A 14,138-nucleotide genomic window follows, 5' to 3' on the forward strand; every position below is an offset into this window, starting at 1 on the left:
ACAGGTTCGGTGGTGTTCACACATGTTGTGGCCAACGCAAATCCTGTGGGAGCGGGCTTGCCCGCGATTGGCGTTACGCCATCTTCACGCCAGGCGTCAAAGCAGCAGGCAACACCAAGTTCGGGGTCTCCAGCGAGGCCACCGGGTACGCGCAGTAATCTGCGGCGTAGTAGGCGCTGGCGCGGTGGTTGCCCGAGGCGCCGACGCCGCCGAATGGCGCGCTGCTCGCCGCACCAGTCAACTGCTTGTTCCAGTTGACGATACCGGCCCGGCTTTCCAGCCAGAACTGCTGATAACGCGCTTCGGAATCCGACAGCAGACCGGCCGCCAGGCCATAGGCGGTGTCGTTGGCTTCAGCGATCGCCGCTTCAAAATCAGCGTAGCGGATCACTTGCAGCAGCGGACCGAACAGCTCTTCGTCGGGACGATCGGCAACCGCTGTCACGTCCAGAATGCCAGGGGTCAGCAAGGCAGCCTGAGCCTGAGGCTGAGTCATTTCCAACAGCGCCACTGCGCCGTTGGCCAGCAGATGTTCTTGCGCTTCCATCAGGGCTTTCGCGGCGCCGAGGGAAATCACCGAGCCCATGAACGGCGCCGGTTGCTGGTCGAACGCACCGACTGAAAGGGTCGAGCTGACCGCCACCAGACGCGCCAGCAGCGTATCGCCCCAGGCGCCTTGCGGCACCAGCAAGCGACGAGCGCAGGTGCAACGCTGGCCGGCAGAAATGAATGCCGACTGAATGATGGTGTAAACGGCAGCATCGAGATCCGCAACCTGATCCACCACCAGCGGGTTGTTACCACCCATTTCCAGCGCGAGAATCTTGTCTGGACGGCCGGAAAACTGCTTGTGCAGGTGATTGCCGGTACGGCTGGAACCGGTGAAGAACAGACCGTCAATGCCCGGGTTCGCCGCCAGGGCGATACCGGTTTCGCGAGCGCCTTGCAGCAGGTTCAGCACGCCGGCCGGCAGACCGGCTTCGATCCAGCACTTGACCGTCAGCTCGGCGACTTTCGGGGTCAGTTCGCTTGGCTTGAACAGCACACTGTTGCCGGCCAGCAGCGCCGGCACAATGTGACCGTTCGGCAAGTGACCGGGGAAGTTGTAAGGACCGAACACCGCCACCACGCCGTGCGGTTTGTGACGCAATACAGCGGTGGCGTCGCCCAGCGGGCCGCTCTTCTCGCCAGTCCGTTCGCGGTAGCTCTGCACCGAGATCGCGATCTTGTTGATCATGCTGGTGACTTCGGTCGCCGCTTCCCACAGGGGTTTGCCGGTTTCTTCACCGATGGTGCGAGCCAGCTCGTCAGCGTGATTCTTCAGTGCGGCGGCAAAGGCTTCCAGCACGCTGATGCGCTCTTCCAGGGTACGACGGGCCCAGCCCGGGAACGCCTGACGCGCGGCTTGCACAGCCGACTCGACCTGAGCGGTAGTGGCGCCCTCGCCGGCCCACAGCACTTGCTGGGTCACCGGGTTTACCGATTGAAAGTTTTCACCCTGGCCGGCCAGCCATTCACCGGCGATGTATAGCGAATTCATTATTTCGACTCCCGAGCTACAGACAACGGAACGGCGCGCACTTGATCGCCAGCGTTGAGTTGAAGACGTTTGGCGGTCAGCGGATCAACCACCAAAGTACCGGCAGCGAAGCGTGCTGGCGCGGCAGTGATCCGGCAGTCTTCTCGCTTGCGGTTATGAATCAGGAACGGCGTGGCGTCATCACCCGGAGTGCCGATGGCCAGCACCAGCGCCTGGCTGTCGCGCACCGCGCGGATCTTGGTGGTTTCGCACTCCACCGCGGGACCTGCGTCGAAGATGTCGACGTAGCCTTGGTAACTGAAGCCTTCGCTCTTGAGCATCGCCAGGGCCGGCTCGGTGTCCGGATGAACCTGGCCGATCACGTTGCGCGCATCTTCCGACAGGAAGCAGGTGTACAGCGGGAATTTCGGCATCAGTTCGGCGATGAATGCCTTGTTGCCCACACCCGTCAGGTAATCGGCCTGGCTGAATTCCATCTTGAAGAAGTGCCGGCCCAGGCTTTCCCAGAACGGCGAACGCCCTGCTGCGTCGGACATGCCGCGCATCTCGGCGATGATCTTGTTGCCGAACAGTTGCGGGAATTCGGCGATGAACAGCAGACGCGCCTTGGCCAGCATGCGGCCATTGAGGCCACTGCGGTAATCGGCGTGCAGGAACAGCGAGCACAATTCAGAGTTGCCGGTCAGGTCATTGGCCAGGAACAGCGTCGGAATTTCGCGGTAGATGTTCAGCTCTTGCGAGGCGCTGACTGTCAGGCCCACCCGGAAGTTGTACCAGGGCTCACGCAGACCGACGGCGCCGGCAATGGCGGAAATGCCCACCACGCGGCCATTGTCATCTTCGAGCACGAACAGGTAGTCCGCATCGCCCCGCCCGGCGTCGCCGCGGAAGGTTTTCTCGGCCCAGCCGACCCGATGGGCCAGACGTTCTTCGTTGGCCGGCAAGGTAGTCAGGCCGGTGCCGGTGCTGCGGGCCAGGTCGATCAGAGCGGGTAAGTCGCTGCTGCGTACGGGACGAACGATCATGCTATCTCCTCAAACGGGCCGCAGACGCCACCCGTGAAACTTCGCTGCTTTCCAGGATGCTCTCCAGGATTAAAGCAGGCGTTAAACCGCCACCAGGCGCACGCTGGCACCTTCACCGACGCCCAGGGCTTCGGCCGCTTCCAGATCCAGGGTCACGGGTTTGCCTGGCGCGTAATCGAGCTCGAGCAAAACGGCGCGGTAATCCTGCAACTGGGCGTTGGCCACCAGGTACTGACGACCGGCGCCTTTGACCGGCTCACCGATTTTCACCGGGACCACACGGCTCTGGGCGATCGAACGGATCCCCGAGACGCGGGCATGCAGGGTCGGGCCACCGTCGAAAATGTCGATGTAGTGATCGGTCTCGAAGCCTTCGCGCATCAGGATGTCGAACGTGATTTGCGCCCGTGGGTGCACCTGGCCCATCGCCTCTTGAGCGGAGTCCGGCAGCAGCGGCACGTAGATCGGGTAATGCGGCATCAGCTCGGCCAGGAAGGTCCGGCTCTTCAGACCGCACAGACGCTCGGCAGCGGCATAGTTGAGGTCGAAGAAGTTGCGACCGATGGCGTCCCAGAACGGCGAGTCGCCATTTTCGTCGCTGTAGCCGACGATCTCGGTCACCACGGAATCGGCAAAGCGCTCCGGGTGGCTGGCCACGAACAGCAGACGGCCACGGGAATTGAGTTCAGCCCAAGGCGATCCCACCAACTCGCGCTGCACGTAGAAGCTGGTCAGCAAGCTGTTGCCGGTCAGGTCGTGGCACTGGGAGAGCACGTGAATCTTGTTGTGAATCTTCAGCTCGCGGGAAGCGTGCACGAAGGTTTCATTACGGAAGCTGTAGAACGGCTCGGAATAACCGGCCGAGGCAACGATGGCCGAACAACCGACCAGCTTGCCGGTGGCGGTATCTTCGAGCACGAAGAAATAGCTCTCTTCACCGTTGAAGCTCACTTCGGCAGCGAACGAGGCTTCGCTTGCTGCGATCTTGTCGCTCAGGCGTTCAACGTCATCCGGCAAGGAAGTGACACCAATCGGGCTGTCCGCAGCCAGACGCTGTACCTCGCCCAGATCAGCCATTTGCGCGGGGCGCATCACCAGCATGGTGTCACTCCTTTCTCGAAAAAATTCATCAGAAAAATGCCCGGCTCATGTGGAAGCGGGCTTGCCCGCGATAGCGTCCTGTCAGATAACAATGAAGTCGGCTGTCAGGCCCTCATCGCGGGTAAGCCCGCTCCCACACGTATTGTGCCCAGCACAAAAAAATTGATTCGACGCCTGAACAGTCCAGGCGTCGAAGGGACTATCAGGCTTGCGTCAGCTTGGCCGCGGCGCGTTCGAAACGGTCCAGACCGGCATCGATATCGGCGTCTTCAACCACCAGGCTTGGGGCGAAACGAATCACGTCCGGGCCTGCTTGCAGAATCATCAGGCCTTCACGCTCGGCGGCGTTGAAGATGTCCTTGGCCTTGCCCTTCCAGGCATCGCTCAGCACGCAACCGAGCAACAGGCCCAGGCCACGGACCTGAGTGAAGAGGCCGTATTTCTCGCCAATCTGCTCAAGACGGGTCTTGAACTTGTCGTGCTTGGCTTTGACGCCGTTCAGCACTTCAGGCGTGTTGATCACGTCGATTACTGCCTCAGCGACAGCACACGCCAGCGGGTTGCCACCGTACGTGGTGCCGTGGGTGCCAACGACCAGGTGTTTGGCCAGGTCTTCGGTGGTCAGCATCGCTGCGATCGGGAAACCGCCGCCCAGGCTCTTGGCGCTGGTCAGGATGTCCGGGGTCACGCCGTAATGCATGTAGGCGAACAGCTCGCCGCTACGGCCCATGCCGGTCTGGACTTCGTCGAAGACCAGCAATGCATTGTGCGCGTCGCACAGCTCACGAGCACCTTGCAGGTAGGACAGCTCGGCCGGCAGTACGCCGCCTTCACCCTGGATCGGCTCCAGCACCACCGCGCAGGTCTTGTCGGAAACAGCGGCTTTCAGCGCGGCCAGATCGTTGTAAGGCACGTGGGTAATGCCGGTGATTTTCGGACCGAAGCCGTCGGAGTACTTCGACTGGCCACCGACGTTCACGGTGAACAGGGTACGGCCGTGGAAGCTGTTGAGCGCAGCGACGATTTCGTACTTCTCGGTACCGAAACGGTCATGGGCCACGCGACGGGCCAGCTTGAAGGCGGCCTCGTTGGCTTCGGCGCCGGAGTTGCAGAAGAACACACGCTCGGCAAACGTGGCGTCGACCAGCTTATGGGCCAGGCGCAAGGCCGGCTCATTGGTGAACACGTTGGATACGTGCCACAGCTTGTTCGCCTGCTCGGTCAATGCAGCAACCAACGCCGGGTGCGCATGGCCCAATACGTTAACGGCAATCCCGCCGGCGAAGTCGATCAGCTCGCGGCCAGACTGGTCCCAGACACGGGAACCGGCGCCACGCACAGGAATGAAGGCGGCTGGCGCGTAGTTGGGAACCATTACCTGGTCAAAATCAGCGCGTTCTACCGCAGCGTGCTCAACGGACATCGGAGTCTCCTGATGAGGAACACTCGCCTGAAACTGGCGAGCGATGAGGGGATTGTAAGGACAGTTTTCAGCCCGGCCTTGCCGCCAAGCGACAACTTCTTATAGCGCAAACACAGGTTTTGCCCGGGTTTACGGCAATGCGACAAATAGGGTCGCAAAGGCGCAGTTTAAACTGCCGCCGCCGATTTGCGGCAGGCCCGAGAGGATATCAATTCAAGTCGGCGTCACTGGTATAAATATGTACCGCACCTGCATCCCATCGTTCTGATTTGCTGGGCACTTTCCAGACGCCCAAGGATTGGCCCGATGCACCCCAACGAAGAACAGCAACCTGCCATCACTGCCGACGCGCTCAGCCAGCGCCCCGACGATCACTACTTGCATCTGCAGGCCAGTCTGCCCCAGTGGCTGGGCAACGCCACATCAGCCAGACGCCAGGCGTTGAAGGCCACTCAGCCCTTGCTGCCGCTGACGCTCCAGTCCGTGCCGGCGGGCCAGCATCAGTTGCTGAAAACCCTCAACGTCGCACATTGGAATGCCCAAAACGATGTCGACCGGCAACTCGAGCACTTCAAGGATGCCAGCGCCTTTGCCGAGCCCCTGCTGAAGGCCGCGCTGAAAACCCGCTTCGATCTGGATCTGGACGTCAGGACCACGTTCCTGCGCCTGTACCTGCCCACCACTACCCCACTGTTTGCGATCAAGACTGGCGCCCGCACCTGGACGGTGTCTTTGCTGGAGGCGGCGCTGCATAACTTCGAGCAAAAGGAAACCGAGGACGATGCCTATGATGCCGCTTCGACTTTCATCACCCAACCTTCGGCAAACGGGCAGTTCGACACGCTGCCGCCGATCAAGGAAAAGCTGAGCATCGCGGCATTTGCCCAGCTGTGCCGAGAGCTGGATATCGGCGCGCAGTACACGACGTATCTGAAAGACCATCTCGGCTTTACCGATCCGGCGAAGGCTGCGCAGTTGCGGCAAAAGATCGACAAAGGCCAGCAGGCTGCACTGAAAGCCGCCCTGCAGCTTGCCCGCATGAGCGGCGATATCAGTGAGGGTTATTTCCGCACGATCTCCGCACTGGTCTTAGGCATGCAGCATTTACGGATCAACGGCCAGCCACTGCTGTGCCACAGCCTGACGATGATGTCCGCGCCCCTCACCGACATCATTGTCTTCGCCCCGCCTGCGGATGAACCGCGAACCGCCGCCCGGGTGGTGGCCTATGTACCGGACGACCCGCTGCATCCGATCAAGGAATACGCCTCGTCCACCGAACTGGAAGTCGAACTGACCCGCCAATTGCGTTCCGGCGAATACCAGAAATTCTTCAGCCGTTTCATCAATCACGAGCAGCGCGGGTTTTTCTTCTCCAGCCTGAACAGTCGCCTGAGTCGCGTGACTTGGCACGCGCCTGTGACAGGCAGCGCGCAACCGCCATGGCGAGAAGAGCCATTCGAGCGGCCAGACCTGCAACTGGCCTCGACACCGATCCGCAGTGAACTGTGGGAACACCTCTATCAGGGCAAGCTGAACAAAATCCTGAATGACGCCCGGGTTATCGCCGTCGCGACCGCCACAGTCGATTCGAGGGTGCGCTGGGCGTTGTGGGATTCCTTTGTCGGTATCGCCTCGACGATCGTACAGACCGCCGCCTTCGTCATTGCGCCCTTCGTCCCGGTTCTCGGCGAAATGGTAATGGCATACATGGCCTATCAGTTTCTCGACGAAGTGTTCGAAGGCATCGTCGACTGGACATTGGGGCAGACCGCTGAGGCGATACAACACCTGATCGGCACCGTCGACTCACTGATTCAACTGGGAGGGTTTGCCGTTGGCGGCGCCATCGTCGTCGGTGAGTTCCGCAAAGTCCTTCCCAAGGAAATCGTCGCCTTTATCGAACGTTTCAATCCCGTGCGCATGCCCGACGGCCAGACCCGCTATTGGCAAGCGGATCTGACCCGATACGAGCAGAACAGCGTACCTGACGCCCAGTCCAAACCGAACGAACTGGGCTTGCACCAGCATCAGGGGAAAAAACTGCTGCGCCTCGATGACGCGCATTTCGCGGTGAGCGAAAGCCGGATTCCGGGCCAGTACACCATTGATCACCCAACCCGACCGGACGCCTACACACCGGTGCTGCGACACAACGGCGATGGCGCCTGGCACAGCGAACTCGAACAGCCGCTGGAATGGGATACACCCACGACGCTGCGACGGATTGGCCACTCGGTCGAATCGTTCACGCCGGCACAGCGCGAGCGCCTCCTTCAAATCAGCGGCTACGACGACAATGCCTTGCGCCAGATGCATGCCGACCAGGAACCGCTGCCGCCATTGCTGGCCGACAGTATCGTGCGCTTCAAAATCGATCAGGATTTGCAGCTGTTCATCGAACAACTGGGCAGCGAATCGCCCGAACAGTATTGCGCCGCCGACCCGATGATTCAGTTGCAATTGCTTACCGAGCAAGGGCGCTGGCCGGCCGGCAAACGGCTACGCCTGCTGGATCAACGAGGCGAAGTCAGCTGGCAGTCTTCAGCCAGCGAAACCCTGCCTGTCACCGATATTCATTTGGACAATTTGCTCGAAGTCGACCTCCTCAAGACGCTGCTGCAGGCACTCAACGAACAGGACGCCAAAGCGCTGCTGGGCGAAGCATTCGCGGGTCCGGACCTGCCATTGGACGTGCGCTCCCGCAACTTGCGCCAGCAACTGCTGCAACACGCCAAGAATCAGCGCGGCACGCTGTTTGAATCACACTACCGGGCCATTCCCCGCGCCAGCGACCCGTTGATCACCCGCATTGCACAGCACGAACCGTCATTGCCCACACCTGTCACTCAAGAACTGCTCAACAACGCCACCGGCGATGAGCTGCTGCAAATCAGCGAAGGGCAGTTACCGGTGCGTCAGCAGGCCCTCGTTCAGTTCGCCAGGGAAGAAGTGCGGGTCACGCGTGCTTTTGAAGGACTGGAACTGGACTCGGTGAACAATCCGGACACCGACACACTGGCCCTGCACAGCCTCAGGTACGTGCCAGGCTGGACTGGCGACGTGCACCTGGAAATTCGCGACGGGCGTTACGAAGGCAGAATGCTCGACAGCACGGGTCGCGCCGATGCGCCAGCGCAAAAGGTTCTGGTCAGGCAGAGCGATGGTCGCTACCGGCCGTTTGATGAGCGCGGTCAGGAACTGCATTCGGCTACTGATTTTTACTCCAGCATTCTGTACGCCCTGCCGGATGCCGAACGCCAGGCCTTGAATCTGCAGATCGGTCAGGCAGAACAACTGAAAGCCGCGATCCGCGCCCGACCGCTGGCTCGAGATGAGCTACGTGTGGTGATTGCGCTGCCCTCCACTCCGGCCCCACAGATAGACACCCTGCGTCTGGTGGCGCACAGAGGCCGGCCGGCCAGCGGTTTGCCCGAGACAAATGCGCCTGCCACTGCCCTTCCTGCGCCGCTGGATGCTGTTCGATTGATCTATCGAGGCTACAACGCCCAGGAAGCCCGGGATTTTACGGTGAGATTTGGCAATGACCCGGCGGCGATGAGAAACGAACTGGCGCGCCTGAGGAGCGAACTCACCCGCCTCACGGATAACCTGCGTCTCTGGGAAACCCAGGTTCCCACAAACGATCCCGCTAGCGGATTGCCCTTGACGGCCATTGAACTTCGCGCGGCAAAGCAAAGCCGCGCAACACTCAGAAAAAACCTCGAACGCTGCTGGCGCAGGGAAATACGCAGCTCCGCCGGTTACACCCTTCAGGTAAGACAGCCGATCATCGGTGACCTGCCCGTGCCGGATGCCGACTTCAGTCACGTCGCCTCACTTGGCATCAACGGCGGCCCTCATACCGGTGCCATCGATGGATTCTTGCAGCAGTTCCCGCAACTGCAATCCCTGGACGTGCAAAACCTCAACTTGTCGAGCCTGCCGCCAGCCATTACCTCAATGCCCCTGCTGCAAAATCTGGTCATGCGCGACTGCGGTCTCGTTCTGCCTGCCAACAACCGGTCGATGTTTGCGCCCTTGTCCGAACTCATGCTCCTGGACCTGCAAGGCAACCGCCTCGAGGTGGCGCCCGATGTTCACGCAATGCCCTCGTTGCGCTACATCAATCTCGACAATACGGGCATCTCGATGCTGCCAGGTGGTCTGCTGGATCATCCACAACTGGTCATGAGCCGATTCTCCGGCAATCAGATCATTGACATTCCCGAGGTGTTTTTCGATCTGGCTCCTGCGCTCAGTGACGGTTTCAGTTTTGCCGACAATCCCCTTTCCTCAACCAGCCGGGAGCGGGTGAAGGTCTACTACAAGCGAAGCGGAAAGCACTTTGGCGTTCTGCCAGAAGCGGCGGACATGAATCGGGCGAGCAAGCTCTTTCCAGGCCTCAACAGCGAGCAAGCCACTGATCTGCTTTATCAACTGCCCGGAACACTGGTCGAAGGCCGCGCCCAACTCGCCGCTTGGGAAGCCGAAGTCCGTCGGCTCCATGACGACCTTGCACAATGGAGCGACAACATCCCCGAGCGCTCCCCGGAGACGGGTGAGCTGTTGACTGTCAACGAGCAGGAGAACGAACGCCTTGTCCGGCAAGCCTTCAGCAACAAAGTGGAACAGTTGTGGCGTCAAAGACCGCCGTTACCCCCGACACTGCAAAGCAACCGCCTGCAAGCCTCCGTGGGGTTCATCGGCGACATGCCGTTGCTGCGTGCAGATTTCAGCCATGTTCGAGAAATCGCCCTTGATGGCAACCGTCATGTTTCGGCGCTCTTGCCCTTCCTGCAGCAGTTTCAGGACCTGACCCTGTTGGAGCTGAGTTTTTTTGATCTGGAACCTGCAACGCTGTCATCGATAAACACGACGAAACTGCTCACACTGCGACTCAAGAACTGCGGAGTCATGATGACCCCGGAAAACCAGGCCGCGCTCTGCGCCATGCCGCAGCTGCAAACACTCGAATTGCGCGGCAACCCTCTCGGATCATTTTTTGATCTGAATCTGCTGCCCTCGCTCAAATACCTCGATCTGTCTGCCACTGGCCTTCGCGAACTGCCCCCCGGAATCACCGAGAGCCCCGATCCGGGAACCGCGCTGTTGAGTGAAAACAACATCGTCGAGCTGCCCGATGCGCTTTTTGATCTGCCGGCCGAGCGCAGTGACGGCATTGATCTGGCTGACAACCAGGGTCTCTCAGCTGACGCTCGCAACCGGATTAAAAGCTACTACCGCAGAACCGGGCAGGATTTCGACGTGCTGGCAGACCCTGCGGACATCGCCCTGGCCAGAGAACTGTTCCCTAGCCTGGATACCGTCGAGGCCAGCGAACTCATTTACGACTTGCCCGGCACCCTGGCGGACGGTCGGGTACAGCTTGAGGCCTGGAAAGTGGAACTCGACAGACTCAAGCAAGATCTGCAGACCTGGGCAGTTCAGGTACCGCATCAAGACCCGCTGACCGGCGAGGCGAACGATGCCGTCACGATGTACAACAAGGACCGATCTGAATTTGCCCGGCAATTACAGAGCTTCTGGCAACGCCGATCGAGCACGTCCGGCATGCGCGATGATCACTTCATTGCAAACCTGAACTTTGTGGGGGACATGCCACGGCTGACGGCGGACTTCAGCCATGTTTCAAGGCTGCACCTCATCGGCAACTCAGCGATTGGTGACATCGCCCCGTTCATCGAATTGTTTTCCCGGCTACATGTCCTGGAGATGCATGACTTCACCTTGGGCCAAGTGCCCGCCAACCTTGCGCGCCTGACCGAACTCAAGGAACTGACACTGGGTAGATGCGCCATTACCCTCACCGCCGAGGGCCAGACCCTGCTGCATTCACTCCCTGATCTTGAGCATCTGGACCTGAGCAACAACCCACTGGGGCTGATTCCCGATCTGACACCCATGCCAACGCTGAACGATATCCGCCTGTACAACACCGGCATCGCCAGCCTGCCCAATGGCCTTGCCACGCATCCCAACCTCAGAAGCGCACAGCTCACTGGCAACGCCATTACTGATCTGCCAGAAGATTTCTTTGCAGTGGATATCGATCTGGCCGATGGCATTGATCTGGCGAACAACCCTTTGTCCCCGAGTGCTCGTGATCGCATCAAGGTGCACTACGCCAGCATTGGAAATGATTTCGGCGTACTGCCCGACAGGGCCGACATCACCAAAGCGCAGACACTGTTTCCGGAGCTGGACATCGAAGATGCCACCCATGTGATCTATCGATTGCCAGGAACGCTGGCAGACGGCAGCGCTCAGTTGGCGCGCTGGGAAACAGAAATCACACAAATGGTCAGCGACCTCGCCGCCTGGTCAGAGCGCGTGCCGACCGGCACGACAGGACTGAACATGAACGCGGTTGACCGGGCTGCGCAGCGGTTCAACCGCAGAGCCTTCAGCCGCACTCTGAAACAGTTCTGGCGCAGCAGACAAACCGGCAAGACAGAACTCAGAGTCAATTCTCTAGGCATTGATCTGACCATCATCGGTGAGCTGCCAACGCTGACCGCTGACTTCAGTCATGTCACCCGGTTGGCGCTGCAGGGTAACGATTTCCTCACGAGCGTCGAGGGCTTCCTGAATTGTTTTACCGGACTGGAGGCCCTGGAAATGCGCCGCTTTGCCCTCGGCAAATTTCCTCCGTCCGTTTCCCGAATGACCAGACTCAAAACACTGGTGCTCAGCAGCTGCGGCATCCTGTTCGATGAAGCGGGACAAGCTGCCCTGTCCTCCCTGCCCCGACTGAGCGGGCTGGATATGTACAACAACCCGTTGGGCAGCGTCCCGGACATTACAGCGCTGAAAGCACTGGACTTCATCGACCTGTCCAGAACGGGGATCGATCATCTTCCAGCCGGTTTGCACGAACTGCCCGATCTGAAAATTGCACTGTTCAGTGAAAACCGTATCAGCGTACTGCCGGAAGAACTTTTCCAACTTCCCCCCGATCTCAGCACCGGCGTTGACCTCGACCACAATCCGCTGACATCAACCACACGGGAGCGGATCAAAACCCACCGCCAGGCGAGCGGCGTAGATTTCGGTGTTTCGGTCAGCCCCGAAGACAGTCAACTGGCCCGTACGCTTTATCCGCAATCAAGCGACACGCACATCAACGATATTGTCTATGGCTTGCCCGGGACACTGGCTGATGGTCGAGTTGAACTCGTGCGTCGACAGACTGAGCTCGCGACCTTGATTCGTGATCTCGAAGCATGGACAAAAGAAGCTCCGATCAACAGCGACGTCCCCGCACCACTGGACGCCGATTCCCTGCATCTGGAGCAAGAGCGCAGGGAACAATTCAAAGAACTTCTGGAATATTGCTGGCGCCGGATAGCCGTAGAGGGTCAGAGCGAATTCGAGTTCACTTGCGATCTGCCCATCACGGGTGCATTGCCGACGTTATCGGCTGACTTCGGCCATATACAGACACTGAACCTGACCAGCAGCAACGCCACGCCCCCGCGTGTCGGTCAATTTCTCGAGCGTTTTGCCAATCTGCAGATGCTTGCCATCCAGGGCTATCGTCTGGACGACATCCCCCAAGCAGTGCTGGCCATGGACAAACTCAAGAGACTCAGCCTGCCCAACTGCCATATCAGCCTGACTCAACAAACGGTGGAGGGACTGGCCGCCCTGAAGAACCTCAACAGACTGGTTCTGCGGAACAACCCGCTGAGCCGCACACCCGATGTGGGTCAGATGGCCGCATTGTCCTGGCTGGACTTGAGCCACACGGGCCTCAGTGAAGTACCGACGGGTTTGTTCGACTGCCGCCAGCTTGAAACCGTTGACCTCTCCGGGAACGCCATTGTCGAGGTGCCGATCGAGCTGCTGGGCACCGGCACAACCGAATTCGACTTCAGTGACAACTCACTCTCCGACACCGCCGAACAGCGCGTGACGAGTCAACGTCTTGCCAGGGAAAACGCACAGAGCGAACAGCGAAGGCTGCAAGAGGAACCCGAAGTCTCATCCATTTCCATAGGCAATGAGCCGCCGCCACCGCCAAGGTCGCAATACGTCTAGCCGCGCTCGGGCGGCACCGACGACAATTCGAACGGACTGCTGCTGCGCCGCTGGTTGCGATCTTCCCGCGGCGTGGCACCGAAGAAGTTGCGGTAGGCGCTGGAGAAATGCGGCCCCGAAGAGAAGCCACACGACAGGCCGATCTGGATGATCGACTTGCTGGTTTGCATCAACATCTGCCGGGCCTTGTTCAGGCGCAGCTCCAGGTAATACTGGCTCGGCACGCGGTTGAGGTACTGCTTGAAGATCCGCTCCAGCTGCCGACGCGATACGCACACATGCTGGGCGATTTCGTCGGTGGTCAGCGGCTCTTCGATGTTGGCTTCCATCAGCAACACCGCCTGGGTGAGCTTCGGATGGCTGGAGCCCAAGCGGTTCTGCAACGGAATCCGCTGGCGTTCGCCGCCTTCACGAATGCGTTCGACCACCAGTTCTTCCGACACCGCACCGGCCAGTTCGGCGCCGTGATCACGGGCCAGCACCGCCAGCAACAAGTCCAGTACCGACAAGCCACCACAGGCGCTCAAGCGATCGCGATCCCAGTCGAACAGATGGCTGGTGGCGATGACTTTCGGGAAACGCTCGGCGAAATCGTCCTGCCAGCGCCAATGCACGGCAGCGCGATAACCGTCGAGCAAACCGAGTTGCGCCAACGGGTAAACACCGGCCGACAAACCGCCGATCACACAACCGGCTCGCACCAGTTGTTTCAGTGCACTGCTGAGCGCCGGTGCGAGTGAGGTCGGCGGCTCATCGGCGAGCAGGAACAGTTTCTGGAAGTTTTCGAGCTTGCCGGCCCAGGGCTCACCCGGCAATTGCCAGGCGCCGTCGGTTGGCGGTTCGGCTTGCAAAAACGACAGTTCGTAAACAACGTCCGGGTGCACACGCTGGGCAACACGCAAGGCCTCCTCGGCCAGCGCAAGCGTCAGAGCTTTAGTGCTGGGCCAAATCAGGAAACCAATTCGATGGGCAGTCATGGCGGGCA

The 14,138-nt window shown here is 60.0% G+C and carries 6 protein-coding genes; 1 reads left to right on the forward strand and 5 read right to left on the reverse strand.

Annotation, left to right across the window (positions count from 1 at the left end; all coding sequences use genetic code 11):
* Positions 1-73: 73 nt before the first annotated feature.
* The 4 genes from astD to AACY49_RS19520 all read right to left on the reverse strand — a co-directional run bounded on the left by astD (position 74) and on the right by AACY49_RS19520 (position 5,089).
* Positions 74-1,543 carry a succinylglutamate-semialdehyde dehydrogenase gene (gene astD, locus AACY49_RS19505; protein ID WP_339525913.1) on the reverse strand — a complete coding sequence of 490 codons (1,470 nt, stop codon included), beginning with the start codon at positions 1,541-1,543 and terminating at the stop codon, positions 74-76.
* On the reverse strand, positions 1,540-2,565 hold the full coding sequence (gene astA, locus AACY49_RS19510) for an arginine N-succinyltransferase (RefSeq protein ID WP_320393603.1): 1,026 nt from the start codon (positions 2,563-2,565) through the stop codon (positions 1,540-1,542). Before astA ends, astD begins: the two co-directional genes overlap by 4 nt.
* Before the next feature lie 81 nt (positions 2,566-2,646).
* Positions 2,647-3,666, reverse strand: a complete 1,020-nt coding sequence (aruF, locus tag AACY49_RS19515) for an arginine/ornithine succinyltransferase subunit alpha (RefSeq protein WP_258699497.1) — start codon at positions 3,664-3,666, stop codon at positions 2,647-2,649.
* 202 nt (positions 3,667-3,868) lie between these two features.
* Positions 3,869-5,089 (reverse strand): aspartate aminotransferase family protein, encoded by a 1,221-nt coding sequence (locus AACY49_RS19520; protein ID WP_258699496.1) that lies wholly within the window; start codon positions 5,087-5,089, stop codon positions 3,869-3,871.
* Positions 5,090-5,395: 306 nt separating this feature from the next.
* Here AACY49_RS19520 and AACY49_RS19525 point away from each other — a divergent pair, with 306 nt between their 5' ends.
* Positions 5,396-13,153, forward strand: coding sequence for a dermonecrotic toxin domain-containing protein (locus AACY49_RS19525; RefSeq protein WP_339525816.1), 7,758 nt, complete (start codon positions 5,396-5,398; stop codon positions 13,151-13,153).
* On the opposite strand, the gene AACY49_RS19530 is transcribed toward AACY49_RS19525, so the two are convergent.
* Complete coding sequence (locus tag AACY49_RS19530; RefSeq protein WP_258699494.1) at positions 13,150-14,130, reverse strand: GlxA family transcriptional regulator; 981 nt, start codon at positions 14,128-14,130, stop codon at positions 13,150-13,152. The two genes, AACY49_RS19525 and AACY49_RS19530, sit on opposite strands and share 4 nt — an antisense overlap.
* Positions 14,131-14,138: the final 8 nt, after the last annotated feature.

It is taken from the genome of Pseudomonas sp. EL_65y_Pfl2_R96 (genome assembly GCF_963970905.1).
Classification (GTDB): domain Bacteria; phylum Pseudomonadota; class Gammaproteobacteria; order Pseudomonadales; family Pseudomonadaceae; genus Aquipseudomonas.